We start from the raw sequence: 25,779 nt of genomic DNA, 5'->3' as shown, positions 1-25,779 counted from the left end.
GAGGAGAAATCGATGAAATGGTTTGACCGGCTGTCCGTGCGCAGCAAACTGTTGCTGTCTTTCGCGGTGGTGATTCTGTTTACCGCGTGCGTGGGCGCCACCGGCGTGGTTTCGCTCGCGAAGATGAACGGCCTGATCGAGGAAATCGGCGAGCGCCACATGGACGGCCTCTATTGGGTCGAGGAAATCAACAAGCACAAGCTCAATACGGATCTCGCCGCCGCGAACCTGACGTTCGCCGACGACGCCGGCAAGGAAAAGCTGAAGGCAGGCATGGGTGCCTCGCTCGACAGCATGCACAGCGCGTTCGAGCGTGTGCGGCCGACCTTGCGCTCCGCCGAGGGCATCGCGCGCTACGACGCGGCGAGCAAGTCCGTCGCGGCGTGGGAAGACATCGTGCTGATGCAGATGGGCAAGAAGCCGATGCCGATCGACGTCGATCAGATGGGCCTCGTCGCGCGCGCGATCGCCGCGAGCGAGACGGCGCGCGACTCGCTCGAACGCCTCGCCGAATTCAAGCGCACGCGGGCGACCGAGGCGCGCAATCACGCGGCATCGGAATACGAAACGATGCGCGTCGTCATGCTGGCGTTCGTCTTCGCCGCGATGGTGGCGGGCGCGCTGCTCGCGGTGCTGATCGGCCGGCGTTTGTCCGCGCAGCTCGGCGGCGAGCCGGCCTACGCGGCCGATATCGCGGACCGCATCGCGCGCGGCGATCTGGCGACGCGCGTCGCCACGCGTCCCGGCGACGACAGCAGCATGCTCGCGAGCCTCGGCAACATGAGCGTGAAGCTCGCGGATATCGTCGGCGGGATTCGTCATTCGAGCGATTCGATCCTGCACGCGTCGAGGGAAATCGCGCAGGGCAACACCGATCTTTCGCAGCGCACGGAAGAGCAGGCGGCCTCGCTGGAGGAAACCGCGTCGAGCATGGAGCAGCTCACGCAGACCGTGCGCCAGAACGCGAGCCATGCCGACGAAGCGAGCGGCCTCGCGCGCGGTGCGTCGGATGTGTCGGCGCGCGGCAGCGAGCTCGTTGGCGAAGTGGTGGAGAACATGCGCGAACTGGCGTCGGGCAGCAAGCGCATGACGGACATCATCGCGGTGATCGAGGGCATCGCGTTCCAGACCAATATTCTCGCGCTGAACGCCGCCGTGGAAGCGGCGCGCGCCGGCGAGGAAGGCCGCGGCTTCGCGGTGGTCGCGGGCGAAGTGCGCTCGCTCGCGCAGCGCAGCGCAACCTCGGCCAAGGAGATCAAGGAACTGATCGAAGCGTCGACGGCGCGCGTGGACAGCGGCGCGGCGCTCGCCGAGCGCGCGGGCTCGACGATGGCCGACGTCACGCAGGCCGTGCAGCGCGTGACGGACATCATGACGCAGATTTCATCGGCGTCGCACGAACAGAGCGCGGGCATCGAGCAGGTGAACCGCGCCGTCGCGCAGATGGATCAGGTGACGCAGCAGAACGCGGCGCTCGTCGAAGAAGCCGCCGCCGCAGCGGGCGCGATGGCCGATCAGGCCGAGCAACTGAAGCGCGCCGTCGCGGTCTTCGAACTGGAGCGCGGCGCCTGAGGCGCTGATCCGGACATGACACGTGGCGGGCGAACGACGGCCGAATGGTCGTAATATCGGCTCGCTTGCCACCCGGCAGCACGCTCCGTACACTCGCGCCTGATTTTTCATCACGCGCGCCGCATCGACGGCGCTTCACCGCCCGAGAAGGAGGCCCGCCCCATGTCCGATTCCTATTTCCCGCGCTGGCCGGTCCGGCCGGATGCCGGCGAAGGGCGCGTCGTCGCGCCCGACGAGCGCCTCGCCTGGCCGCAGATGATCGCGATGGGCATTCAGCACGTCGTCGCGATGTTCGGCTCGACCGTGCTCGCGCCGCTCCTGATGGGCTTCGATCCCAATCTGTGCATTTTCATGTCGGGCATCGGCACGTTGCTGTTTTTCGTGCTGGTCGGCGGGCGCGTGCCGAGCTATCTCGGATCGAGCTTCGCGTTCATCGGCCTCGTGATCGCCGTGACGGGCTACGGCGGGCATGGGCCGAACATGAACATCGGGGTGGCGCTCGGCGGGATCATCGCGTGCGGCGTGGCTTACGCGATCATCGGCGCGATCGTCGCGGCGGTCGGCACGAAGTGGATCGAAGCGCTGATGCCGCCGGTGGTCACAGGCGCGATCGTCTGCGTGATCGGGCTGAATCTCGCGCCGATCGCCGTGAAGGGCGTGATGGGCAGCAGCTTCGAATCGTGGATGGCGCTCGTCACGGTGCTGTGCGTGGGCGGCGTCGCGGTGTTCGCGCGCGGCATGGCGCAGCGTCTTCTGATTCTGATCGGCCTCGCGATTGCGTACATCATTTACGCGGTGCTGACCAACGGCATGGGCATGGGCAAGCCGATCGATTTCACAATCGTCGCGAACGCCGCGTGGTTCGGCATGCCGCATTTCACCGCGCCGGTGTTCGAAGCCTCGGCGATGACGCTGATCGCGCCGGTCGCGATCATTCTCGTCGCGGAGAATCTCGGGCACATCAAGGCGGTCGGCGCGATGACGGGCAAGAGTCTCGATCAATACATCGGACGCGCGTTCATCGGCGACGGGCTCGCGACGATCGTTTCCGGTTTCGCGGGCGGCACGGGCGTGACGACGTACGCGGAGAATATCGGCGTGATGGCTGTCACGAAGATTTATTCGACGCTCGTGTTCGTGATTGCGGCGTTGTTCGCGATCGTGCTCGGATTTTCGCCGAAGTTCGGCGCGGTGATTCAGACGATTCCCGGGCCGGTGCTGGGCGGTGTGTCGATTGTGGTGTTCGGGCTGATCGCCGTTACCGGGGCGCGGATTTGGGTCGTCAATAAGGTCGATTTTTCGGATAACCGGAATCTTATTGTCGCGGCGGTGACGCTCGTGCTCGGGACCGGGGATTTCACGTTGAAGCTTGGTGGATTTGCTTTGGGTGGCATCGGGACTGCCACGTTTGGGGCGATTATTCTTTATGCCGCTCTACGCAGACGCGAATCGGGCGTGATCTGACGCGCCTCGGTCACGCGTGCCTTCGCGCGCGTGACCGCTTGAAGTTGTGCCTTCCTCCGCGAGTTCTTCGCAGCGCAAATGCCTATCCGCCGGCGAGTGCGTTCATCGTTTCCCTATCGTTTCATTCGGAATATTCAGGTTAGACACTTTCGAGTCCAGGGCTTAAAGTGCTTCCGGGCGAATTCCTGCCTCATTGCAGTCGTTTCGTAAGATTGATTAGGTTTCCATATCAAATCGAACCAGGCGACACGAAGACATGCAGCGGGCCATTCGTTCATTTATAAGATAAAAAACCGATAGACGATTAATAATTATTATGTACTACAGATCAAAATATGAGACCTATCAAGATGCGCTGCGAGATGCGGCCTGGCGCCGTGTGACGGCCGCGCTGTGCTCGTCCGCGGCTTTGCTGTTGGCAACCGAAAGCCAAGCTCAGACGGCGATTGCGGGCGGCACGGCATCACAATTTCCGGATATCGCGGTCGGCCCCGGCGCGCATGCATCGAGCAATGCGTCGGGCACGCCCGGTTCCATCGCGATCGGGTCCAACGCCCAGGCAGGCGACTTGCCGGGCGCGGTTGCGGGGTCGAGCGTGGCAATCGGTAACAGGGCGAAGGCGATCATCGACAGTGCGACGGGCGGCTCAGCGGTCGCACTCGGATTCGGCGCCGATGCATCCGGCGCGGCGTCTCAGGTCGCGATCGGCGACATGGCCCTGGCGTCGGGCAAGAATTCCGTGGCGATCGGCGGCCATCCCTACTCCACCGGTACGTGGGCCACGGGAGATTTCGCGGTGTCGATCGGCGCATCGTCGAAAGCGACGGGATACGGCGCACTTGCCTTCGGCGGCGACGAAACGTCGGGCGCCATCGCCTCCGGAAAATACGCGCTGGCCTTTGGCGCGCAGGCCGTGGCGGCTCAGGACAACAGCGTATCGATTGGCGTTGGCGCACGCGCGCTCAATACCAACGACATCGCGCTGGGCACGGGAAGCGTGACCGACACCGCAGTGGGGACGTCATCGGCGGCCATCAACGGACACACGTATGCCTTTGCTGGAACCGCTCCCACAAGCGTGGTCAGTATCGGCTCGGCCGGTTCGGAGCGCACCATGACCAATGTCGCGGCGGGGAGAATCAGCGCGACGAGCACGGACGCCGTGAACGGTTCTCAACTGAACGCGACCAATCTGGCGCTTGAAGCAGAGGACCTCAAGGTCAACAACTTCGGCGCGGGCGCTGCGGCGGCGCTGGGCGGCGGCGCAGCGTTCGATCCGTCGACGGGTGCATTCAGCGCGCCGATCTACAGCGTGTACGGGCAGACGCAGAACAACGCGGGCGCGGCCTTCGCGGCTTTGCAGGACAATGCGCCGCTGCAATATTCGACGGCTGCTGCGCCGACAGTCGGGCTGGGCGCATCCGGCGCGCCGGTATCGAACGATGTCACGCTCGTCGGCCCCAACAGCAGCGCGCCGGTCACGCTGCACAACGTGGCGGCAGGCGTCGCCGCGACCGACGCGGTGAACGTCGGGCAACTCGGCACACTGGCTGTCAGCACGGCTGACGCTCTTGGCGGCGGCGCTGTTTATGACCCGTCCACCGGCAAGGTCAGCGCGCCAAACTACAGCGTGTACGGCCAGACGCAGAACAACGCGGGCGCGGCCCTCGCGGCTTTGCAGAACAATGCGCCGCTGCAATATTCGATGGCGGTTTCGCCAACCGTCGGGCTGGGCGCATTCGGCGCGCCGGTATCGAACGATGTCACGCTCGTCGGCCCCGACAGCAGTGCGCCGGTGAGTCTGCACAACGTGGCGGCGGGCGTGGCCGCTACTGACGCCGTGAACGTGACGCAACTCCAGCAGGCGGAGAACAGGGCAGCGAACTGGTGGATCACCAGCAATCCGGACACACGCACCGCGCCCGTTGCAAGCGGCGCGAATGCGTTGAGCGCGGGCAGCGGCAGCACGGCGTCGGGCGCGGACAGCGCGGCGTTCGGCACGGGTGCCGATGCACGCGCGGACAACTCCATCGCGCTCGGTGCGAATTCGGTGGCTACGGAGCCGAACACAGTTTCGGTGGGATCGGCGGGGAGCGAGCGGCGCATCGCCAACGTCGCGCCGGGCATCAACGGGACCGACGCCGTCAACGTCAACCAGTTGAGATCCGGCCTGGACGACAACCTGAAGAAGTCGTATGGCGCAACCGCGGCGGCCATCGCCATTGCGGGGCTGCGTTACGACGATCGTCCCGGCAAGGTGTCGGCGGCAGCCGCCGCAGGCTACTACCATAACCAGATGGGTCTTGCGCTTGGTGTCGGCAGCACGTCGGATAACGGCCGTTGGCGCTTCAACGGCGGTCTCACGATGACGCCGACGCTGTCCTCGCCGGATATCGGCGTGGTGGTCGGCATGACGCACACCTTCGAGTAACGCGGCATGAATGCGGCATCGGCGCGCGAAGCGTCGCCGATGCCGCGCCGTTAGCGAGCGCGGAGGAAGCACGCAACGCACCAAGGCATGACAGCCCTCTCGGAAGGCAACGCGGCCATCCCACACAACCCTACCCCCCCGTCCCCCGCTTCCGATTCACAATCGCCGTCTCCGAAAGATCGATCTCCCGCATCAACTTATTGAGCGTCTCATCATTGATCGCCTGCGAGTACCGCAAATTCAACAGTTCAGCCCGCTCGGCCCGTAACGCAGCCATCTTCAACCGCGTCTCCATCATTTCGCTCTTCTTGGCCGCGGCCCGCGGTGCTTCGTCATCGCCCAACTGTTCCAGCCGGCGCCGATACAAACTCATCACCCGCGCCGTCGAATCGGCGCACCGGGCGGACGCGGCTTCATCCATCTGCTCGATCAGCTCCTCGTGCGTATCGTCGATCGCGCGAATCGCCGCTTGCGCCGCGCGCCGCCGCGCCATGCGCTCTTCCGCCGCATGCGGATTCTTCTCGCGCTCGATGCCGCGCAGCATCAGCGGCAAACCGATCACCGCGACCAGAAGCGACACGAGAATCACCGCCGACGCGATGAATATCGCCAGATCGCGCCCGGCAAGCGGCGCGCCGTTTTCCAGCGTCACCGGCAGCGACAGCACGCCCGCCAGCGTCACCGCGCCGCGCACGCCGCCGATCGTCGTCAGCGCGAGCGTGCGAACACCCGGCGCGGCACTTTCGAGACCCTGCTTCACCGTCCGGCGCGCCGCGACCCAGCGCAGCGAATACACCCAGACGAAACGCAGCGCGTACAGCGCGATCACCGTCGCGAACACATAGCCGAGCAGAACGCCGACTTGCGCGTCGCTGTCGTGATGCGCCTCGATCACCGCCTGCCCGAGAATGTGCGGAAACTGCAGTCCGAGCAGGATGAACACCATGCCGTTGAAGACGAATTCGATCATCGTCCAGGTGCTCGTCATGCGCACGCGCACCGCGCTCGGAATGCTGTCGCGCAGGCTCTGGATGTTCATCATCATGCCCGCCGAGACGGCCGCCAGAATGCCCGAGCAGCCGAGATGCTCGGCCATCACATACGACGCGAACGGAATCAGGATCGTCAGGATCACGCCGGCGGCGGGATCGTCGTCCTCGGAAAATTTCAGGAGACGCGCCGGAATCTCCGTGACCGCCCAGCTAATCGCCGCGCCGATCGCAAGCCCGCCCGCCGCGATGATGAAAAAGCTGATGGTCGCATCTCGCAGCGAGAACACGCCCGTCAACGCGGCCGCGATCGCGAACTTCAGCGCGACGAGGCCCGACGCGTCGTTCATCAGCGCTTCGCCTTCCAGGATATGCATGAGGCCGGCCGGAATGCGCTTGCGTCCCGCGATGCCCGTCAGCGCGACGGCGTCGGTCGGCGAGAGCACGGCGGCGAGCGCGAACGCGACGGGCAGAGGCATCGACGGAATCATCGCGTGGAGGAAATAGCCGAGCACGACGACGGTGATGAACACGAGCCCGAGCGCGAGCATCAGGATCGCGCGGCGCTGCATGTAAAGCTCGCGCTTCGGAATGCGCCAGCCATCCGCGAACAGCAGCGGCGGAATGAACAGCAGCATGAAGAGCTCCGGATCGAACGTGACGTGCAGGGCGAAGCCCGGCCACGCGAGACACGCGCCGATTGCGATCTGAATCAGCGGCAGCGGCAATTTCACGGGAAGCAGCGAGAGGCCGAATCCCGAGAGCGCCACCGCGAGCAGAAGAATGAGGACGGTAAAAACGATTTCCATGTGTGCGATACAGCCGATACCCGTTACGTGCGGCGTCTTACATTGTTTCGATGAGCCGAAAGTTTAGCCCGTGCTCGCCGCGCAGGCAGCGATGCGGGCCGCCGACGACGCACCGCGACGGTGCATGTGCACGCGAAATCGCCTGTCGGCGGTGCATCGGACGGGTCGAATCACGGCGATGCGCGGCACGCAGTGCGCATGGAGCTTGCTTTACCGCAAGCCACGGGACATCGAGACTCCCGACGAGATCACCGAGGGCGGCACTTATGACGAAGGCATGCAGGACGTGGGCGACCGATCAGGCGAGGGCATCGGCATGACGATCGCAAACCCCGAAAAGACGACCGTTTGCGCGCGCAGCTTCGAGTTGGGCGTGACATCGGGATACGACCGCTATTCGGTCGAGCATGGAGACTGGACGCTCTCGAGCGTCTTTCAGCCGGTGTTCAGCCTGTCGCACATGCGCGCGGTCGGCTACGAAGGACTGCTGCGCGCGCACGATTCGCTCGATCGGCCGGTGTCGCCGCTCGACGTGTTCGGGCAGGCGTCGCGCGTCGGCGAAGCGCTGCAGATCGACCGGCTCGCGCAGGCGCTGCATCTCGAAAACTTCAAGATGCTCGGCGCGAAAGACGAATGGCTCTTTCTGAACGTGCATCCGGGCGCGCTGACGGAGCCGTATCACGCGGCGGCGCTGCTCGCGAATCTCCGGCGGCTCGGCATCGAACCGCGCCGCGTCGTGCTCGAAGTGCTGGAGCACAGCGCCGAGGATATCGAGCGGCTCGCCCTCGCGGTGCAGCAATTCCGCGATCACGGCTTTCTCATCGCGCTCGACGACTTCGGCGCGGGGCATACCAACATCGAGCGCATCTGGCAGCTCGATCCGGATATCGTCAAGCTCGACCGCGTGATGCTTTCGCACGCCGGCCACAACGTGCACGCGCCGCTGTCGGCGCGCACGCTCAAGCAGCGGCGCAACATGGAGGCGGTGCTTTCGGGCATCGTGTCGTTGCTGCACGAAGCGGGCAAGCTCGTGCTGATGGAAGGCGTCGAGACGGAGCACGAAGCGCAACTCGCGCTCGCGAGCGGCGCGGATTTCGTGCAGGGGTTCTTCTTCGCGCGGCCGCATCCCGGCCTGGCGGACGGCATTCACGCGCGCGATGTCATCGGCGAACTGACCGACCGGTATCGCATGCAGACCGAAGCCCGCGAACGGCGCGAAGCGACGCGCCTTCAGCCGTACATCCGCGCGTTCGAGCGCGCGGCGGAACGGCTCGCGGCGGGCGAGCCGCTCGACGAAGTGTGCTGGAATTTCCTCGCGCTCGACCACGCCGCGCGCTGCTTCCTGCTCGATCAGAACGGCAGGCAGGCGGGCCGCAACGTCGTGCTGCGCGCCGACCGCGCCGCGCACGAGGCGCGCTTTCTGCCGCTCATCGACGCGCAGGGCGCCAACTGGCTGCGGCGCCCGTACTTTCGCGCGGCGCTCGGCGATCCCGAGCGCGTGCACGTGACCCGGCCGTATCTGTCGATCAACGAGGCGATGCCGTGCGTCACGCTGTCCGTGGAGACGCGCTCGCAAGGCAAGCGCTGCGTGCTGTGCGGCGACATCGACTGGCTTCCCGAAGACGGCGACTGATTACTTCGCCACGACGACCGGGATGCCCTTGAGCGACGACGCGCCCTTCATCGTGGCGATGGCGGCGCGCACCGCATCGCCCGTCGCCGCTTCGATGCCGAGGCGCGCGGCGATTTCGCGTTCGCTGCGCTTGACCATCGCGACGTTCGCGAGCTTCACGTGGCCGTAGCCGCGCACTTTCTCGAACAGCGCGGCGAGCGCTTTCGTCTCGTTCGCGTTGCCGGCATCGAGACCCGCTAGCGCGCGCGTCATCGTGACCTCGAAGTCATCCGCGAGCTGGCGCTCCATGCGGCGTTCGAGCGTCTTGCCGAACGGATCGAGCGCGGTGCCGCGCAGCGCGCGGAACTTCGCGAGTCCGCCGAACACGGGCCACATCCACTGGCCGAAAGTCTTCTTCTTCGGCACGCCGCCGTGCGACAGAACCGGCGGCGCGAGATTGAACTTCACCGCGTAATCCGAGCCGGCCGTGCCCTCGAACTGCGCCGCGAGCGACGCGCGAAACGCCGGGTCCGCATGCAGGCGCGCCACTTCGTATTCGTCCTTCACGGCGAGCAGCTTGTAGAACGAGATCGCGATGGCGCGCTTCACGTCCTCGTTCGCCGATGCCTTCCCGACCAGCGCGCGATAGCGCCCGACGACCTTTGCGCCGCCATACGCGAGCAAACGCTCTTCGCGATCGCTGATGAGTTCGGGCAGCGTCATCTCGCTCATCGCGATATGTTGCGCCTGCACGCGCGCCGTCAGCGATTCGAGCGCTTTCATGTCGTGCGCCGCGAGACGGCCGATGGAAAACGCCAGCTTGTTCGCCGCGACCGCGACATTGTTCAGTTCGATCGCGCGCATCAGCGCCGCCAGCGACAGCGGCACGAGACCGAGCTGCCACGCGAAACCCAGCATCAGAATGTTCGCGCCGATCGTGTCGCCGAGAAAACGCTGCGCGAGCGCCTGCGCGTCGCAACTGCGCATCGCGTCGCGCGCATTGGGGCCGGCGGCGTGACGCATCTTGTCGAGCAGCGCATCGGCGTGAAGATTCGCCTCGGGGTTCTGCACGAAGCTCGCGTTCGGAATCGCGTGCGTGTTCACGACGATCTTCGTGCGGTCGTGCCGCACCGTCTGCAACGCTTCCGGGCTCGCGCCGACGACCATGTCGCAGGCGAGCAGCAAGTCGGCCTGCTGCGTGTCGATGCGCACCTGGTTCAGCAGCGCGTCCGTCGCGGCGAAGCGCACGAACGACAGCACCGAGCCGCCCTTTTGCGCGAAGCCCATGAAATCGAGCACCGACGCGCTTTTGCCTTCCAGATGCGCCGCCATGCTGATGAGCGCGCCGACCGTCACGACGCCCGTGCCGCCGACGCCCGTCACGAGAATGTCGTAGGGCGCGTTATCGAGCGCGCCTTGCGGCAGCGGCATCGCATCGACGCGGCGCGCGAGCTCGGCGGGATCGAACGCGTGGCCTTCGGCCTTCTTGAGCTTTGCGCCTTCGAGCGTGACGAAGCTCGGGCAGAAACCGTTCACGCACGAATAATCCTTGTTGCACGACGACTGATCGATGCGGCGCTTGCGTCCCAGTTCCGTTTCGACCGGCTCGACCGACAGGCAATTCGACTGCACGCCGCAATCGCCGCAGCCTTCGCAGACGGCCTCGTTGATGAAGAGGCGCTTGTCCGGATCCGGAAACTCCTTCTTTTTCCGGCGGCGGCGCTTTTCCGCGGCGCACGTCTGGTCGTAGATCAGGACGGTGACGCCCGGCGTGTCACGCAGGCGGCGCTGCACGGCATCGAGTTCGCCTCGATGATGAAACGTCGTGCCGCGCGGAAACTGATCTTCGTGGCCGATGTACTTTTCAGGCTCGTCGCTGACCACGACGAGCAGAGCGATGCCTTCCGCTTCCACCTGCCGCGCGATCTGCGGCACGGAAATGCTGCCGTCGACCGGCTGGCCGCCCGTCATCGCGACGGCGTCGTTGTAGAGAATCTTGTACGTGATGTTCGCCTTCGCGGCCACGGCCTGACGAATCGCGAGAATGCCCGAATGGAAATACGTGCCGTCGCCGAGATTCTGGAAGACGTGCGGCGTTTTCGTGAACATGGAATGCGACGCCCAGTCGACGCCTTCGCCGCCCATCTGAATGAGACCGGTCGTGTCGCGTTCCATCCACGACGCCATGAAGTGACAGCCGATGCCGGCCTGCGCGACCGAACCTTCCGGCACTTTCGTCGAGGTGTTGTGCGGGCAGCCCGAGCAGAAGTAGGGCGTGCGCTTCACGGCATCGGCGATGTTCGAGAGGATTTGCGGCGCGACGAGATCGACCACCTTGTCGCGGCGATCGAGCGCCGGCTTGTGACGCGCAAGCCACTGCGCGAACACCGGCAGCACGCGCGACGGACGCAGTTCGCCGAGTGCGGAAAGCAGCGCGGAGCCGTCCTGCGCATTCTTGCCGACGACCACCGGCCGCGCGCCATCGACGCGGTTGTACAGATGATCCTTGATCTGCTGCTCGATGACCGGCCCTTTCTCCTCGATCACGAGCACTTCGCTCAAACCCTCGACGAAAGTTTCGAGCCGCGTCGTTTCCAGCGGATACGACAGCCCGACCTTATAGATGCGCACGCCGGCCGCATCGAGATCCGCGACGGTCAGATCGAGGCGGCGCAGCGCTTCCATCAGGTCCAGATGCGCCTTGCCGCACGTCACGATGCCCACGTTCGCGCGCGGGCTCGGCGCGATCCATTTGTCGATGCTGTTCGTGCGCGCGAAATGGCGCACCGCGTCGATCTTGGCGGCGAGCCGCGCTTCGATCGTCAGGCTCGGCAGATCGGGCCAGCGGTTGTGCAGGCCGCCTTGCGGCGGCGTGAAATCCTGGGGCGCGGTCCAGTCGGTGCGGATCGCGTCGAGATCGACGGTCGAGCCGGACTCGACCGTCTCCGAAATCGCCTTGAAGCCGATCCACGCGCCCGAAAAGCGCGACAGCGCCCAGCCGTAAAGCCCGAATTCCAGCATGTCCGCGACGTTCGACGGATTCACCACCGGCATGTGCCACGAAATCATCGTCTGGTCGCTCTGATGCGGCATCGACGACGACACGCAGCCGTGATCGTCGCCCGCGACGACGAGCACGCCGCCGTGCGGCGACGAGCCGTAGGCGTTGCCGTGCTTGAGCGCGTCGCCCGCGCGATCGACGCCCGGGCCCTTGCCGTACCACATCGCGAACACGCCATCGACGGTGCGTTCCGCGTCCGATTCCACGCGCTGCGTGCCAAGCACGGCCGTGCCGCCGAGTTCCTCGTTGATCGCGGGCAGAAAGCGCACGTCGTGCGACGCGAGCAGTTTCTTCGCCTTCCACAATTGCTGATCGACCATGCCGAGCGGCGAGCCGCGATAGCCGCTGATGAAACCGGCGGTGTTCAGGTTCGCGGCGCGGTCGAGTTCGCGCTGCATCAGCACGAGACGCACGAGCGCCTGCGTGCCGGTCAGGAAGATGCGTCCTTTGGTGGCGGACAGGTTGTCGCCCAACTGGTAATCGGACAAAGCGGGAGGCGAAAAGATATCGGCGGGGACGCGCGCGTTCATGGGTTCTCCGGTCTTTCTAGGTATGCGAGGCAATGCGACATTCTTTGTCGACAAATGCGGAATGTTTTTGCGCACTTGCCCGGATTCCGCGCGCATCGAGAAACATCCGGTCCATTTGGGCGAAGAGCGAGAGGAATTTTCTCGATTCGTCGCGGCTACGCGTATACCCGGATCAGGCGGCGGCGCGCGAAGGGACTAATCTGAACGCCTCGAAGCCGACAAAAAGCGACGCCGATGAAGCTCTTCTACTGGCCGAAGACGCGCGCATTTCGCGCGCTGTGGATGCTCGAAGAAATGCGCGTGCCGTATGAACTGGCGTTCGTGAACATTCGCGCGGGCGCGCAGAACGACGCCAGCTTCTGCCGCGTCAATCCGATGTCGAAGCTGCCCGCGCTCGAAGACGGCAGCGTGCGCGTCGCCGAATCGGGCGCGGTGCTGCTCTATCTCGCGGACCGGCATCCGGAAACCGGGCTCGGCGTGCCGCTGCACGATCCGTCGCGCGGCCGCTTTCTGCAATGGATGTTCTTCACCGGCTCGTGTCTGGAACCGGCAATGGCCGAGCGCATGACCGGCGCGCAGGGCAACTCCGTGAGCTTTGGATGGGGCGATCTCGGGCGCGTCGAGCACGCGATCGAAAGCGCGCTCGAAGAAGGCCCGTGGCTGCTCGGCGATCCGTTCACCGCCGCCGATATCCTCGTGGCGAGCACATTGCAGATCGCGTTCAAGGCGAAGCTGATCGAGCCGCAGGGCGTGCTCTTCGATTACGTCGAGCGCTCGCTCGCGCGCGAAGGCTACGAGCGCGCGTCAGCGATCGACCGGCGCGAGGCGGAGCGGCTCGCGCTCAATACGCACGTGGGCCTCGCGCACCCGTCGAACGAGATTTAGGGAAACGCGCGCGGCTTCGGAATGCCCGCGCCGGCTTCGATATCCGACACCGCGCGCTGGTGCGCGAGTTCGACCGCCTCGGCTTTGTCGGCGAGGCCGTCATCGCCGCCGACGGTCGTCCACGGCTGCACCGCCTTGTCGTGATGACGGATCTCGTATTCCGCGTCCCAGCGCGAGCCTTGCAGCTCGACCGGCCTCACGTGGATGGCGTAGACGCCATAAAGGAAGATCTGCTCCGGCATGATTTCCTCCGATGCATCTAGAGTTCGATTTCGCCGAGGATGCGGTGCGCGAGCGCCCGCGCTTCGTTCAGCGCTTCCTCTTCGTTCCCGGATGCGGCTTCCACTTCGTAGAGCGTCGCATCGGTATCCTCGCCGTCGTCGCGTGCGAGCGAGACGAGACCCTGGAACTTGCCGCCGTCGATGGCGCGCACGCCGATCGTCGCCGTATACAGGCCTTTCGTGTAGGTCGTGTCTTCCATGATGGCTGCGCCTCCCGGCAAGGACGAAATCCATGCTAGCACGCAGTTATTTAACGCGTGCGACAGCTTATTTCAGCAGATCTTCGACCTCTTCCAGCGACGGCGAATGCGCGCCCGAATGCCGGCACGCCGCCGCGCCCGCCGCGAGCGCGAACTTCAGGTGATCCGACCAGCCGCCGTGGCGCGTCATCAGGCTGTAGAGCAATCCGCCGATGGACGCATCGCCCGCGCCGACCGTATCCGCCACTTCGACGCTCGGCGGGCGTGCGCTGAATTGCTCGTCGCCGGCGTAGAGCGTGGCTTCGGCCGAACCGCGCGTGACGAGCACGGTGGCCTGGGGATTCATAGAACGGATTTTCGCGAGCGCGTCGGCTTCCGGCATGCCCTTGAACAGCATGTGCAGATCTTCGTCCGACACTTTGATGAGATCGGCGAGACCCGCCATGTTGCGCAGGATCGGCTCGTAGCCGTGCTCCATCAGATTGCGGTAGTTCGGATCGAAGCTGATCTTCACGCCATGTTCGCGCAACTGCGCGGCGAGCGCGGCGAGCGTGCGCCCGAGCGGCTGGCGCACGAGGCTGATGCAGCCGAAGTGCGCCCATTTCACGCGCTCCATCCAGCCTGGCGGCAGCCGCGACGGATCGAACGCCAGGTCCGCGCCGTTCTCGCCCATGAAGTAATACGTCGGCGGCTGCGTCTTGTGGACGATCGCGAGCAGCGGCGGGCGCTCCACGCGCTGCATGAAGCGCATGTCGAGACCGGATGCGGCGCTCGCTTCCCACAGGTCGTCGGAGAAATTGTCCGTGCCGAGCGAGCCGGCGCAGGCGGTCGGCAGGCCGAGCCGCGCCACGGCGCGCGCGACGTTCCAGCCCGCGCCGCCGGGACGAGAAAGCCAGCTCGACACGTCGGTGCGGATCATGTCGGTGAGGATGTCGCCCGCCGACACGAACTGCGGGAAGTTGGAATGCTCGCTTGCCATGGTGTTCACCGTGAGATTTGGGGCGAAGAAAGCGCGTTCAGCACTTCGTAGCACGCGCCCATCGTGTGATAGTCGGTCTTGCCGGCCGGACTCTTCTCGTCGCCGTACTTGCGGTTGTCGCACGTGAGGATGCGATACCACGCGCCGTATTCGTGATCGACGAAGTGCGCCCAGCTATAGCGCCACAGTTCGTCGTAGCAGTCCCAGAAACGTTCGCGGCCCGTGCGTGCGCCGAGCAGCGCCGCCGCGGCGAAACTTTCCGCCTGCACCCAGAAATATTTGTCGTGGTCGCAGATGCTGTCGTCCGGGCCGAAGCCGTAGTAGAGGCCGCCGTGACGGCTGTCCCACGCGCGGCTGAATCCGGCGTCGAACAGTTCGATGGCGCGGGGGCAAAGCCACGGCAGCGCGCGATGCCGCTCCAGAATCAACAGCAGCTTCGCCCATTCGGTCTGATGCCCCGGCTGAAAGCCCCACGGCCGGAAGATGTTCGAGCTGTCGGATTCGTTGTAGTGCCAGTCCACCGACCAGTCGCGGTGAAAATGCTCCCACACGAGCCCGTGCGACAGCTTCGCCTGCCGCAGCGTGATATTGCCCGCAATCTTTTCCGCGCGATCCAGATAGATGACGTGGCCGGTCGCCTCGTACGCGGCGAGCAGCGCCTCGGTCGCGTGCATGTTCGCGTTCTGCCCGCGATAGGCGGAAAGCTGCCAGTCGGGCGTGGCTTCGTCGGCGTAGAGGCCGGCGTCGGCGTCCCAGAAACGCTTTTCCATGAGCGCGAAGGTTTCGTCGATCATCGGCTTCGCTTCGTCGATGCCCGCCATCGCCGCATGCGCGCACGCGAGCAGCACGAACGCCATGCCGTAGCAGTGGCGCGTGCCGTCGAGCGTGCGCTTCTGTCCGTCGCGCCACTCGATTTCCCAGTCGTAGCCTTCGTTCGCGGCGTCCCAGTGGGCGTCGCGCAGGAATTTGAAAGCGTGGCGCGCGTCGTCCTGATAGGCGGCGTCGCCGAAATGGCGGTAGGCCATCGCGTAATTGAAGACGAAGCGCGTGCTGCTGACGAGATGGCGCGTCGTGCGGTCGTAGACGCTGCCGTCGTCCTTGAAATAATGGAAGAAACCGCCGGACGAATCGCGTGCGTTGGGCGCATAGAACGCGAGCGTGTCGCGCACGTGCGAGAGCAGGAAGTCGCGGCTGCGGAAATCGGTCGCGCGTTTCACTGACACTTCTTCCGCGAGGGCAGGTGAGGCGGTCATGTTCATGGCGTGCTGATGTCCTGTTTCGTGCCCGAGCTCGCGCGCGGAACGAAGGTGACGGCGACGAGCGTGTCGGCCTGGCTCGGCGGGCTCGATTGATCTTCCAGCAGCAACTCGACGCCGCGTCGCCCGAGCGCTTCCTTGTCGACGGTCACGGTCGAGAGCGGCGGCGTGCTTTGCGCGGCGGCCGGGATGTCGTCGAAACCGACGAACGCAATGTCGTCCGGCACGCGCAAGCCGTGCATGAGGCAGACGCGCATCGCGGCGAGGGCTGCTGCATCGTTATAGGCGAAAACGGCGTCGGGCAGCGGAGCGGATTGCGCGCGGGCGTCGGCGATCAGGCGCTCCATCGCATCGGCGGCGGCGAGATCGGCGGGCAGGCCGGGCTGCGTCATGATTTCCAGCGTTGGGTCGAAGAGCAGGCCGGCGTCGAAAAACGCCTTCCGATAGCCGAGCGCACGCTGCGCGATGCTGTGATGCGCGAGCGATCCGCCGATGAACGCGATGCGCCGCCGCCCCTGCGCGAACAAATGCTGCATCGCGAGCGACGCGCCCTTCACGTTGTCGATGTTGACGGAGCGAAAACCCGGCGCGCGAAGATCGATCAGCACGGTGGGCCGCGCGAGCGAATGCAGGTGCGCGAGCAGTTCGGGCTCGACGAAGCCCGCGACCGCGATGGCGTCCGGCGCATGCAGCCGCATTTGCTGCGCGAGATCGTGCGTCGGACCGGCGGTGAGCACCGACGGAACGAGACGCCGCTCGCGGCACGCTTCCTCAAAACCGTGCAGCACGTGCGAAAAAAACGGGCTGACGGCGAAATTGTTGTGCTGCCGGTGCAGCAAAAAAGTCACGCGTCGAATGCGCGTGCGCAACTGTCCCGAGTCATAGCCGAGCTGCTGCGCGACTTCGACGACGCGCACGCGCGTGGCTTCGGACAAACCCGGTTGATTCTTGAGCGCGCGCGACACCGTCCCGATCGAGACGCTTGCCGCACGCGCGACATCGCGAATGGTGGTGGCCATCGTGGTGTTCTCTGTCTCCGCCTGTTTCTCGGCTTTCTACCTCTTTCCCGCGGGGCAATGTTTACCGCGCCCGCCGGATTCGCTTTTCGAGAGCGATTGTATAGTAAAAAACCGGGAAAACAGCCTATATGAGATAGGAGAAAACCAGTAGATCCTTGTTATATATGAGATTCCTTGCGATTTGTTTGTTTAGTAAAAAAGGAGAAACATTAAGCCTCTGATGCTTCCCGGTCGTGGATCGAGCGCGTGTCGGGTGCCCAGACATCGAGAACCAGGTCGTCGTCCCAATAGTGGCAGAGCACGGGCATGCTCATGCGGCCGCGCAGCTTGGCGTGAACGTCGTCGCCGTTCTGACTCCAGCCTTCGATTGGCCTGCGCCAGTGGCACGCGACCACCGCGCCATGGCGCGACAAGCTCTGGTGAATATGCTCGACGATATGCCATAGCTGCGGCTCGTCAAGGTAATAGCCGATTTCGCTGATCACGACGAGATCGACCTTCCCGCTTGGCCATACATCGGGCAACAGCATCTGCTGAACCTCGACGTTCGGACAGTGTGCGACCCGTTGCCGCGTCAGCGCCACGGCATCCTCGGAAATATCGGTGGCGATGAGTTGGTCGCAGCGCGCCGCAAGCAGCGCGGTCAGTTCGCCGTTGCCGCACCCGGGTTCGAAACCGCGCGCGTAGTGCTCGTGCGGCAGTGAAGCGAGCGTGAGCGCGCGCTTTCGCCGTTCATACCAGCGATGGCGGATTTTCCAGGGATCGTCGTTTTCGCGATAAAGATCATTGAAGTACTGCTTAGTATTGTTAGTGTTGTTTTTCATATGAGTACGACTTCGAAAGGCCGCGTCAGCCGGGCCAGCACATGGTCTGGCAGTACTGGCGCCTGACCGGTTGCGGCGTCAGGTTCGAGTTGGCTTCGGAAAGCCTGCACGGCCCGAAGTTTCCGGGCGTGCGTTGCGCCGTCGAGAACGATGCGGCGGGCACGGCTCCATGGCACGCGCGTATCGTCCGGCGACGCCCAGTGCCAGGTCCAGAGCGGCACCTCCACGCAAGGCAATTCGAGCGCTTCGGCCGCTGCATGAACGGCGCGCCCGGCTGCCTCGTGGTCGGGATGCCCATCATAGCGCCAAGTCGTGAAAACGATATCACCCGGTTGAAGATGTTCGGATAGCATTCCTGATAAATTCGCATCGATACCGCCGGGCTCGCCATCCTGAAATCCGAGCCTGACCACCTGGGCATGACGCAGGCGCAGCCGTTGCAGCGCGGACCGCGTTTCCTGCGGCCGCACGCGTGCAAGGCGCTCGGGCGGCCATTCGGTCGAATCCGGGTGGCTCGCGGTGCCGTCCGTCACGGCGATGATGAGTATGTTCCGGCTGATTTCCGAAAGACGCGAGAGCAGTCCGCCGGTGCCGAGGATTTCGTCGTCGGGGTGTGGCGCGACTACGACAGCCCGCCCGCCGAATGGCACGAGTACCGCGGGATCGACTTCGGGCAATGCACCCAGACGCCCCCAACCCTGCCAGGCGGCTTCGGGTGTGCCATCGCCGGAAATGGTTCGATCGATTGCTGTCGGGTCGGCCGGCGCTCGCGTGCTCACACTTGCCATGAAATCCTTTCCTCCTCGATGACGCGTTCGGCGAGCGATGCTTCGTCGCGCTCGGCGTGGCTTTGTCGAATGAATACGGGCAGGTCGGCCATGAGCTGCGCGAAGTGCGCGTCCCGGCAGAGCGGGCCCGCGCCCAGCGCACGGCCCGCGTGCTCGACAACGAACGCCGCCGCACGCTCCGCCGCGAGACGTGCGCGCATGACGGGAAGGAGCGCGTCGGCGGCGGGTTGGCGGTCGATCAACGCGGCCGTTTCGCGCAGCAGCGCCGCCGTTGCGCTGAGCGTCGTGTCGATGGCGCCGAGATGCGCGAGCTTGTGCGGCCCGGCGCGCTGTTTCGCGTCGCGCGCGACGAATTCGGCGATACCGGCTGCCGCGCCGAACCAGCACGCGGCGATGCCTGCTCCGCCGTGCCAGAAGCCCGGACGCTCCAGATAGCCGCGCGGCGGTCCGATCAACCGCGCGCGCACGCGCTCGAACCGGACATCGACGCTCGCGCTCGCTCGCATGCCCACCGCTTGCCAGCCCGCGCCGGTGATTTGCACGCCATCCTCGCTCAAGTCGACGGCTGCGAGCACCGGTTCGCCGCGCTCGTTCCAGGCGGTCACGAGCGCATGCGTGACCGATGCCGCGCCGGAACACCAGAACTTAGTGTCTTGCAGCAGCACGGTCGCCGCGCCGGGGTCGCCCAGTGCCGAAAGACGCGCGTTCGGCGGTTCGGCGGCCCATACGGCCCATGCGCTGCCGTCGTTCGGCCGGTCTTCGTCGAGTTCGGCGAGAATCGCCAGCGCATCCGTATGACCTTCGTACAGCTTGACGAGCGACAAGTCGAAAGCGGCTACGGCGCCGAGCGCACGCCAGCGCTCGCTCGTTCTGCCGTGACCGGGCAAGGGCAGACGGTCCAGACCGGCATCGATCAGCGCGCGCAACGCACGGCCCGTGTCTTCGGCATTGCCGCGCTGAAACAGCATCTCGCCAAGAAAGGCGCGCAACGTGGATGCTGCCGCATGGTCTTCGACTTTATTCATCTTTCGTCCCGCATGACGTGTCCTGTATTCGCTTCCTGGCTTGCTATGAACAGGAGTGTGGCAAGGGACATGCCCGGCCGCCATTCAGCCAGAAGGAGTAGGCCAAAACGTCGGACGCGTGGCAGCGCCGAACCGCGATTCGATGCGAAAAGTCAGGCGTTCTGGCCTATTTCGTTTGGCCGAATCGACGTTGGCGCGAAACCGCGCTCAAATGACACGAAGGCCGCATGTCGCGGCCTTCGTCGGGGGAGGGGAAGGAGGATGAAGCAAGGAACGCCCAGCGTGGGCTGGCGTGAATCAGCGGCGCGCGGGCGCGCCGACGTTTTTGCCGTCGCGTGCCGGTTCGGGCGCGGTTTTGCGCGCACCCCACCGTTGCGCGAGCACGGCGCACACCATGAGCTGGATCTGATGGAACAGCATGAGCGGCAGCACGACCGCGCCCACCGCATGCGAAGCGAAGATCACCTTCGCCATGGGAATGCCGGAGGCGAGGCTTTTCTTCGAGCCGCAGAAAATGATCGTGATCTGGTCCGCGCGCGAGAAGCCGAGACGCTTCGCCACGAACGCCGTGATGGCGAGCGCGGCCGCCAGCAGCAGAATGTTGACCGCAAGCAGGCCCGCGAGCGTGGACAGCGAGATCGAATGCCAGATGCCTTCGTTCACGGCCTCGCTGAACGCCACGTACACCACGAGCAGAATCGAGCCTTGATCCACGAACTTGAGCATCGCCCGGTGCTTGTCGATCCATTTGCCGATGGCCGGCCGCAGCAGTTGCCCGGCGATGAACGGCACGAGCAGTTGCAGCGTGATGTTGCCGACCGTGTGCCACGGCGAGCCGGTCGTTGCGCCGTGATTGCTCACGACCAGCCCGACAAGCGCGGGCGTGATGAAAATGCCGAGCAAGCTGGACGCGGACGCGCTGCACACGGCGGCCGGCACGTTGCCCTTCGCCATCGAGGTGAAGGCAATCGACGACTGCACGGTCGAAGGCAGCGTGCAAAGGAACAGGATGCCGGTATAGAGCGCGGGCGTGACGAGCGGCGTGAGCACCGGCTTGAGCACGAGGCCGAGCAGCGGGAATAGCGCGAAGGTGCTGAGCAGCACCACGAGATGCAGCCGCCAGTGGGTCGCGCCCGCGATGATCGCCTCACGCGAGAGCTTCGCGCCGTGCAGGAAGAACAGCAGACCGATGGCGAAATCGGTGATCCAGTCGAACGCCACCGCCACGCCGCCGCGGCATGGCAGAAAGCTCGCGATGATGACCGTGCCGACGAGCGCCAGCGTGAAATTGTCGGGTAGGAGTTTAGGCCGTGCCATTCAGAGAGTCTCGTGCCTGGGCTTGCCGGGCGTGCTGCTCGGCGTGATGGGCGTCAAGTCGGGAAAAACCATGATTTTCGCTCGTACCCGATTAAATTGGCAAATTCATTTGCTGGATCGATTGATGATCAAAGCGCATGAGCGGCTGAGTTGAGCACTGGAATCGGCGTCTGGCGAGCAACATTCGGACCGTTGCGCATTGTCAAATCACGGGCAGAATTTCATCACATGATTGGGCGTCCGAAACGCCTGCCGAAAGCGAAAAACTCTGACGTAACATGGTGTTACAACCATCGAGCGGGCCTAACACTTTTTGGCTCGACTGCCGCCTCGACGCCCAATAAATTGTTGAATACACCGGTCGGCGGGTTTTTGCATCGTGTCGATGCCATACCTCGAATGCTCCGACTACGGCCGGGTGTCCCGTTGGCTCGCAGCCCCGCTTTCGATGCCACGGACGAGAATATGGGTCGGACGCAGGCAGTTTGGACATGGCGCTCACTGGCTTTCGCAAGACTACCCGGCTTTTCGCATCTGCCGCGCTCGGCGCGCTGGCGGTGGCGGGTTCGCTCGCGCTCGCCGGGCCGCGTGCCGAGTGGCTGTCGTCCACTGTATTCAGCGATACCGCCAGCAGCAGACAATCGCTGCACTACACGCCGGTCGCCGCGAAAGACGGTCTCACGCCGGTCAGCGCCGAAGTGCGCCCCGTACCGCGCGTCGAGCAAGCCGTTCCCATGCGCGGCTCCGGTTCCATTCGCGCCGACATTACGCGCTACAACGAAGAGCGCAGTCTGCCACGCCCGCCCGGGCGCCCGGCGGACGATGGCCGTACACCGGCCAACGCAAGCTACCGCAACTGACCAATTCGTTTCACCGACGACCCTAGTTCGGAACGCAAAAGTATTGGCGCGTCTAGTTCCGCTGTCACGATGACGTAATCTCACCACAGTTACGCATCGAATTTCCTCCAGACATTCCTCTCTTTTTTCCGTGCACGGACAATGCGCCGTGCGCGGCAATTAGCCACTTCCCAGCGTATTTCAAAAGACTTTCGACCTCTTAAAAGGCGCGCCGCTGCTCGCTTTGAAGGACGTCGATGCCGATGAAAATCCGGCGCGCGCGCACAACGGAATCCGCTTTGCCGCGTTTGTCACCGATCAGCATTATCCGAACCGCTATACCCGCAATAACCAAACATATTTTTGACCGGAAAAATGGTCCGTAAAGATGGTGTCGCTCCACACGCGACGCCCTTTCGCCCATTCGACCAACAGGCCCGGTCAGACGAGGCGAGTGCAACGCCCCTCGCCCGCCAAGCTTTCAATTTTCGACAAAGACAGGAGAGTTCATGAAGTCAATCGTCAACCGTGCGCCGAAGACCAGGGTGAAAGCAACGGTCAAGACCACCGTGGTCGCCGCAGCGATGCTCGGCCTCGTCGCCGCGGGCGCGGCACACGCGCAATCGAGCGTTTCGCTGTACGGGCAGGTCGACGAATGGGTCGGCGCAACCAAGTTTCCGGGCAGCGATCGCGCCTGGAACGTGAGCGGCGGCGGCATGTCGACGTCGTACTGGGGCATGAAGGGCGCCGAGGACCTCGGCGGCGGCTACAAGGCCATCTTCACCCTGGAAAGCTTCTTCCGCGCGCAGAACGGCCAGTACGGGCGCTTTCAGGGCGATACCTTCTTCGCGCGCAACTCGTACGTCGGCATCCAAGGGCCGATCGGCACGATCACGGCGGGCCGTCTGACGACGCAACTCTTCGTCTCGACGATTCTCTTCAACCCGTTCGTCGATTCCTACGTCTTCTCGCCGATGGTCTATCACGTGTTCCTCGGCGCGGGCACGTTCCCGACGTACCGGACGGATCAGGGCGTGATCGGCGATTCGGGCTGGAACAATTCCGTGCAGTACACGTCGCCGGACTTCAACGGTCTGTCGGGCAGCGTGATGTACAGCTTCGGCAACAGCGCCGGCGACGGCCGCTCGAAGAAGTACAGCGCGCAGTTCCTGTACTTCCACGGCCCGTTCGCGGCCACCGGCGTGTATCAGTATGTGAACTTCAACAACACGCCTGGCGACCTGACTTCGGTCGACGGTTTCGCCACGCCCGGCTACAAGAGCCAGAGCGTCGGGCAACTCGGCGCGTCCTACGACCTGAAGTACGTGAAGTTCTTCGCGCAGTACATGTACACGAAGAACGACTACGAAGGCCCGGGCACGTTCCACGTCAACACCGGGCAGGGCGGCGTGACGATTCCGCTCGGACCGGGCACGGTGATGGCGTCGTATGCGTACTCGCGCAGCAACGGCGGCCTCGACCAGACGCACAAGAGCTGGGCGCTCGGCTACGACTATCCGCTCTCGAAGCGCACCGACGTCTACGCCGCGTACCTCAACGACAAGTACACAAGCCTGTCGTCGGGCGATACCTTCGGCGTCGGCATTCGCGCGAAGTTCTGAGCCGCATCGATTCAAACGAAACACCGCGCCTTCGAGCGCGGTGTTTTGTTTTCTGCGGCAGAAAAATCAGCCGATCGCGAGGCGCGCTTTCGCATCGTCGTATTCGCGCCTGAGCCGCTGAACCAGTTCGGCGACGCTCGGCACGTCTTCCATCAGTCCGACGCCTTGTCCCGCGCCCCAGATGTCCTTCCACGCCTTCGCCTTGCTCGTGCCTTCGGCAAAATTCATCGCGGTTTTGTCCGACTGAGGCAGCGCGTCCGGATCGAGCCCGGACCTGACGATGCTCTCGCGGATGTAGTTGCCGTGCACGCCCGTGAAAAGATTCGTGTAGATGATGTCGGCGGCGGTCGAATCGACGATCGCGCGCTTGTAATCCTCCAGCGCGTGCGCTTCCTTGGTCGCGATGAAGCGCGTGCCCATGTAGGCGAGGTCCGCGCCCATCGCCTGCGCGGCGAGAATCGAGCCCCCGTTGGCGATCGCGCCCGACAGCACGATGGGGCCGTCGAACATGCGCCGCACTTCGCCGACGAGCGCAAACGGCGACGTGGTGCCCGCATGGCCGCCCGCGCCGGCCGCCACGAGAATGAGGCCGTCGACGCCCGCTTCGAGCGCCTTTTGCGCGTGCCGCAGATTGATGACGTCGTGCAGCACGATGCCGCCATACGAATGCACGGCGTCGATCATCTCCCTGACCGGCGCGCGCAGGCTCGTGATGAAGATCGGCACCTTGTGCTCCACGCACACGCGCACGTCCTGTTCGAGCCGCGCATTCGACTGATGCACGATCTGATTGACGGCAATCGGCCCGATGACCGCATCGGGATGCGCGGCCTTGTGCGCGGCGAGCTCGCCTTGAATCTGCGTGAGCCATTCGTCGAGCAATTCGGTGGGGCGCGCGTTCAGCGCCGGAAACGACCCGACGATGCCCGCCTTGCACTGCGCGAGCACGAGCTCGGGATAACTGACGATGAACATCGGCGAGCCGACGACGGGCAACGCGAGGTGCTGCAAGATGGCGGGCAGGGCCATGGCACGAGTCTCCTGATTGTGTCCGAGCAGCGTCGAGGTCCATTCTGGCACGCACCCTCATTCTGCGGAAAGCGCGTGGCTGTGACCAGCGAACGATCGTTCGATTATAGCCAGAGCATTCGCCGTGACATATCCGTCGAATCCCGAGGAAGTCTTCGGTTTCGGTGTTTGCGCGCATGCCGGCCCCCCGGCGAGCGCGGCGGCGCGCCTACAATCATCCGCAATGCCACGAACAAGAAAACCAATCATGTCTTTCGGAGACTACGCGCCGTTTCGTGTCGACGCGGCGGGCGTCGAGATCGTCGGAATGAAAGGCGGGGATGGGCCGCCGCTTCTGCTTCTGCATGGCCATCCGCAAACGCACGAGATCTGGCACAAGTGCGCTGGCGAGCTGGCGAAGCACTTCACCGTCATCGCGACGGACTTACGCGGCTACGGCGCTTCCGGCAAGCCGCCGAGCGACGCGCGCCACACGCCGTATTCGAAGCGCGCGATGGCCGTGGATCAGGTCGCCGTGATGCGCCACTTCGGCTTCGAGCGTTTTCTCGTCTGCGCGCACGATCGTGGCGCGCGTGTCGCGCATCGCATGGCGATGGATTTTCCCGACGCCGTCGATCGCCTGATGCTGCTCGATATCGCGCCGACACTCGCCATGTACGAAGCCACCGACCGCGAATTCGCGACCGCGTACTTTCACTGGTTTTTCCTGATTCAGCCGACGCCGCTGCCCGAACTGCTGATCGGCGGCAACCCGAATGCGTACATCGACCGCGTGATGGGTAATCGCCACGCGGGCCTCGCACCGTTCGCGCCGCACGCGTTGCAGGCGTATCGGGACGCGCTCGCGTCGCCGGGCGCGGTGTTCGCGATGTGCGAGGACTATCGCGCGTCGGCTGGCATCGACCTGGAGCACGATCGCGCCGATCTCGAACGCGGCCTGAAGCTCGCCTGTCCGTTGCGCGTGCTGTGGGGCAGGGAAGGCGTGATCGAACGATGCTTCGACGCGCTCGAAGAATGGCGGCGCGTCGCGCGCGACGTGAGCGGCCGCGCGCTGCCGTGCGGCCACTACATTCCCGAGGAACAGCCCGATATGCTGCTCGCGGAAATGCGCGCTTTCTTCGAGGCCGATGCGCCTTGAAACCCGCGCCGGCATTGGTTCTTACGCGGGTTCAGGTGAGCGTTGGAAGTTTGTAGGGAAAGCACCGATGCACGTGAAATAGTGTCGCGCTACGATACGCTGGACGTTG

20 protein-coding genes are annotated in these 25,779 nt (G+C 64.6%); 8 read left to right on the top strand and 12 right to left on the bottom strand.

Annotated features, from left to right (window positions below; all coding sequences use genetic code 11):
• Window positions 1-12 precede the first annotated feature (12 nt).
• The 3 genes from AWB70_RS02180 (at window position 13) to AWB70_RS02170 (ending at window position 5,467) form a co-directional block, all read left to right on the top strand.
• Entirely contained in the window at window positions 13-1,572 is a 1,560-nt protein-coding gene (locus AWB70_RS02180; RefSeq protein ID WP_053567288.1) for a methyl-accepting chemotaxis protein, read from the top strand.
• Between the two features lie 162 nt (window positions 1,573-1,734).
• A complete protein-coding gene (locus AWB70_RS02175) occupies window positions 1,735-3,036 on the top strand; it encodes a solute carrier family 23 protein (RefSeq protein WP_045450178.1) in 1,302 nt (433 codons plus the stop codon).
• 415 nt (window positions 3,037-3,451) lie between these two features.
• Window positions 3,452-5,467, top strand: coding sequence for a YadA family autotransporter adhesin (locus AWB70_RS02170; protein ID WP_159680147.1), 2,016 nt, complete (start codon window positions 3,452-3,454; stop codon window positions 5,465-5,467).
• 130 nt (window positions 5,468-5,597) lie between these two features.
• On the opposite strand, the gene AWB70_RS02165 is transcribed toward AWB70_RS02170, so the two are convergent.
• On the bottom strand, window positions 5,598-7,265 hold the full coding sequence (locus AWB70_RS02165) for a Na+/H+ antiporter (protein ID WP_053567290.1): 1,668 nt from the start codon (window positions 7,263-7,265) through the stop codon (window positions 5,598-5,600).
• Between the two features lie 316 nt (window positions 7,266-7,581).
• On the opposite strand from AWB70_RS02165, the gene AWB70_RS02160 reads away from it, so the two are divergent.
• Window positions 7,582-8,898 (top strand): EAL domain-containing protein, encoded by a 1,317-nt coding sequence (locus AWB70_RS02160; RefSeq protein WP_053567581.1) that lies wholly within the window; start codon window positions 7,582-7,584, stop codon window positions 8,896-8,898.
• Here AWB70_RS02160 and AWB70_RS02155 read toward each other — a convergent pair whose 3' ends face one another.
• Window positions 8,899-12,468 carry an indolepyruvate ferredoxin oxidoreductase family protein gene (locus AWB70_RS02155; RefSeq protein WP_053567291.1) on the bottom strand — a complete coding sequence of 1,190 codons (3,570 nt, stop codon included), beginning with the start codon at window positions 12,466-12,468 and terminating at the stop codon, window positions 8,899-8,901.
• Window positions 12,469-12,702: 234 nt separating this feature from the next.
• Between AWB70_RS02155 and AWB70_RS02150 the strand changes: the two genes are divergently transcribed.
• Entirely contained in the window at window positions 12,703-13,353 is a 651-nt protein-coding gene (locus tag AWB70_RS02150; RefSeq protein WP_053567292.1) for a glutathione S-transferase family protein, read from the top strand.
• Here the strand turns inward: AWB70_RS02150 and AWB70_RS02145 are convergent.
• The 9 genes from AWB70_RS02145 to AWB70_RS02105 all read right to left on the bottom strand — a co-directional run bounded on the left by AWB70_RS02145 (window position 13,350) and on the right by AWB70_RS02105 (window position 21,042).
• Window positions 13,350-13,595: a hypothetical protein gene (locus tag AWB70_RS02145; RefSeq protein WP_014190139.1), complete on the bottom strand. Its 246-nt coding sequence runs from the start codon at window positions 13,593-13,595 to the stop codon at window positions 13,350-13,352. The two genes, AWB70_RS02150 and AWB70_RS02145, sit on opposite strands and share 4 nt — an antisense overlap.
• Before the next feature lie 17 nt (window positions 13,596-13,612).
• Window positions 13,613-13,834: a hypothetical protein gene (locus AWB70_RS02140; protein WP_041730052.1), complete on the bottom strand. Its 222-nt coding sequence runs from the start codon at window positions 13,832-13,834 to the stop codon at window positions 13,613-13,615.
• A gap of 67 nt (window positions 13,835-13,901) precedes the next feature.
• Window positions 13,902-14,813 carry a carbohydrate kinase family protein gene (locus AWB70_RS02135; protein ID WP_045450183.1) on the bottom strand — a complete coding sequence of 304 codons (912 nt, stop codon included), beginning with the start codon at window positions 14,811-14,813 and terminating at the stop codon, window positions 13,902-13,904.
• Window positions 14,814-14,818: 5 nt separating this feature from the next.
• Window positions 14,819-16,072 (bottom strand): AGE family epimerase/isomerase, encoded by a 1,254-nt coding sequence (locus AWB70_RS02130; protein ID WP_053567293.1) that lies wholly within the window; start codon window positions 16,070-16,072, stop codon window positions 14,819-14,821.
• Window positions 16,069-17,088, bottom strand: a complete 1,020-nt coding sequence (locus AWB70_RS02125; protein WP_045450185.1) for a LacI family DNA-binding transcriptional regulator — start codon at window positions 17,086-17,088, stop codon at window positions 16,069-16,071. Before AWB70_RS02125 ends, AWB70_RS02130 begins: the two co-directional genes overlap by 4 nt.
• A gap of 209 nt (window positions 17,089-17,297) precedes the next feature.
• Complete coding sequence (locus AWB70_RS02120; RefSeq protein WP_053567294.1) at window positions 17,298-17,912, bottom strand: class I SAM-dependent methyltransferase; 615 nt, start codon at window positions 17,910-17,912, stop codon at window positions 17,298-17,300.
• Window positions 17,909-18,700, bottom strand: coding sequence for a PIG-L deacetylase family protein (locus AWB70_RS02115; protein ID WP_053567295.1), 792 nt, complete (start codon window positions 18,698-18,700; stop codon window positions 17,909-17,911). The genes AWB70_RS02120 and AWB70_RS02115 overlap by 4 nt, the downstream gene beginning before the upstream one ends.
• Window positions 18,688-19,725, bottom strand: coding sequence for an acyl-CoA dehydrogenase family protein (locus AWB70_RS02110; RefSeq protein ID WP_053567296.1), 1,038 nt, complete (start codon window positions 19,723-19,725; stop codon window positions 18,688-18,690). Before AWB70_RS02110 ends, AWB70_RS02115 begins: the two co-directional genes overlap by 13 nt.
• A gap of 297 nt (window positions 19,726-20,022) precedes the next feature.
• Window positions 20,023-21,042, bottom strand: coding sequence for a bile acid:sodium symporter family protein (locus AWB70_RS02105; RefSeq protein WP_053567297.1), 1,020 nt, complete (start codon window positions 21,040-21,042; stop codon window positions 20,023-20,025).
• 491 nt (window positions 21,043-21,533) lie between these two features.
• On the opposite strand from AWB70_RS02105, the gene AWB70_RS02100 reads away from it, so the two are divergent.
• Both AWB70_RS02100 and AWB70_RS02095 read left to right on the top strand, forming a co-directional pair.
• Window positions 21,534-21,902, top strand: coding sequence for a hypothetical protein (locus AWB70_RS02100; protein ID WP_014190148.1), 369 nt, complete (start codon window positions 21,534-21,536; stop codon window positions 21,900-21,902).
• A 488-nt stretch (window positions 21,903-22,390) separates the two neighbouring features.
• Window positions 22,391-23,503: a porin gene (locus AWB70_RS02095; RefSeq protein ID WP_041730057.1), complete on the top strand. Its 1,113-nt coding sequence runs from the start codon at window positions 22,391-22,393 to the stop codon at window positions 23,501-23,503.
• Between the two features lie 66 nt (window positions 23,504-23,569).
• Here AWB70_RS02095 and AWB70_RS02090 read toward each other — a convergent pair whose 3' ends face one another.
• Window positions 23,570-24,532 carry an NAD(P)H-dependent flavin oxidoreductase gene (locus AWB70_RS02090; protein ID WP_053567298.1) on the bottom strand — a complete coding sequence of 321 codons (963 nt, stop codon included), beginning with the start codon at window positions 24,530-24,532 and terminating at the stop codon, window positions 23,570-23,572.
• Window positions 24,533-24,779: 247 nt separating this feature from the next.
• Between AWB70_RS02090 and AWB70_RS02085 the strand changes: the two genes are divergently transcribed.
• Window positions 24,780-25,670, top strand: coding sequence for an alpha/beta fold hydrolase (locus AWB70_RS02085; protein WP_053567299.1), 891 nt, complete (start codon window positions 24,780-24,782; stop codon window positions 25,668-25,670).
• The last annotated feature ends 109 nt before the right edge of the window (window positions 25,671-25,779 follow it).

The sequence above is a fragment of the Caballeronia cordobensis genome, assembly GCF_001544575.2.
Taxonomy (GTDB): Bacteria; Pseudomonadota; Gammaproteobacteria; order Burkholderiales; family Burkholderiaceae; genus Caballeronia; species Caballeronia cordobensis.
The sequence above is the reverse complement of the archived record's forward strand: the minus strand, read 5'-3'. Positions and strand labels throughout refer to the sequence as shown.

Excerpts from the sequence above, each read along its gene's own strand:
- AWB70_RS02180 (WP_053567288.1), top strand. The coding sequence starts at position 13 with ATGAAATGGTTTGACCGGCTGTCCGTGCGCAGCAAACTGTTGCTGTCT.
- AWB70_RS02175 (WP_045450178.1), top strand. The coding sequence starts at position 1,735 with ATGTCCGATTCCTATTTCCCGCGCTGGCCGGTCCGGCCGGATGCCGGC.
- AWB70_RS02165 (WP_053567290.1), bottom strand. The coding sequence starts at position 7,265 with ATGGAAATCGTTTTTACCGTCCTCATTCTTCTGCTCGCGGTGGCGCTC.
- AWB70_RS02160 (WP_053567581.1), top strand. The coding sequence starts at position 7,582 with ATGACGATCGCAAACCCCGAAAAGACGACCGTTTGCGCGCGCAGCTTC.
- AWB70_RS02155 (WP_053567291.1), bottom strand. The coding sequence starts at position 12,468 with ATGAACGCGCGCGTCCCCGCCGATATCTTTTCGCCTCCCGCTTTGTCC.
- AWB70_RS02150 (WP_053567292.1), top strand. The coding sequence starts at position 12,703 with ATGAAGCTCTTCTACTGGCCGAAGACGCGCGCATTTCGCGCGCTGTGG.
- AWB70_RS02145 (WP_014190139.1), bottom strand. The coding sequence starts at position 13,595 with ATGCCGGAGCAGATCTTCCTTTATGGCGTCTACGCCATCCACGTGAGG.
- AWB70_RS02140 (WP_041730052.1), bottom strand. The coding sequence starts at position 13,834 with ATGGAAGACACGACCTACACGAAAGGCCTGTATACGGCGACGATCGGC.
- AWB70_RS02135 (WP_045450183.1), bottom strand. The coding sequence starts at position 14,813 with ATGGCAAGCGAGCATTCCAACTTCCCGCAGTTCGTGTCGGCGGGCGAC.
- AWB70_RS02130 (WP_053567293.1), bottom strand. The coding sequence starts at position 16,072 with ATGAACATGACCGCCTCACCTGCCCTCGCGGAAGAAGTGTCAGTGAAA.
- AWB70_RS02125 (WP_045450185.1), bottom strand. The coding sequence starts at position 17,088 with ATGGCCACCACCATTCGCGATGTCGCGCGTGCGGCAAGCGTCTCGATC.
- AWB70_RS02120 (WP_053567294.1), bottom strand. The coding sequence starts at position 17,912 with ATGAAAAACAACACTAACAATACTAAGCAGTACTTCAATGATCTTTAT.
- AWB70_RS02115 (WP_053567295.1), bottom strand. The coding sequence starts at position 18,700 with ATGGCAAGTGTGAGCACGCGAGCGCCGGCCGACCCGACAGCAATCGAT.
- AWB70_RS02110 (WP_053567296.1), bottom strand. The coding sequence starts at position 19,725 with ATGAATAAAGTCGAAGACCATGCGGCAGCATCCACGTTGCGCGCCTTT.
- AWB70_RS02105 (WP_053567297.1), bottom strand. The coding sequence starts at position 21,042 with ATGGCACGGCCTAAACTCCTACCCGACAATTTCACGCTGGCGCTCGTC.
- AWB70_RS02100 (WP_014190148.1), top strand. The coding sequence starts at position 21,534 with ATGGCGCTCACTGGCTTTCGCAAGACTACCCGGCTTTTCGCATCTGCC.
- AWB70_RS02095 (WP_041730057.1), top strand. The coding sequence starts at position 22,391 with ATGAAGTCAATCGTCAACCGTGCGCCGAAGACCAGGGTGAAAGCAACG.
- AWB70_RS02090 (WP_053567298.1), bottom strand. The coding sequence starts at position 24,532 with ATGGCCCTGCCCGCCATCTTGCAGCACCTCGCGTTGCCCGTCGTCGGC.
- AWB70_RS02085 (WP_053567299.1), top strand. The coding sequence starts at position 24,780 with ATGTCTTTCGGAGACTACGCGCCGTTTCGTGTCGACGCGGCGGGCGTC.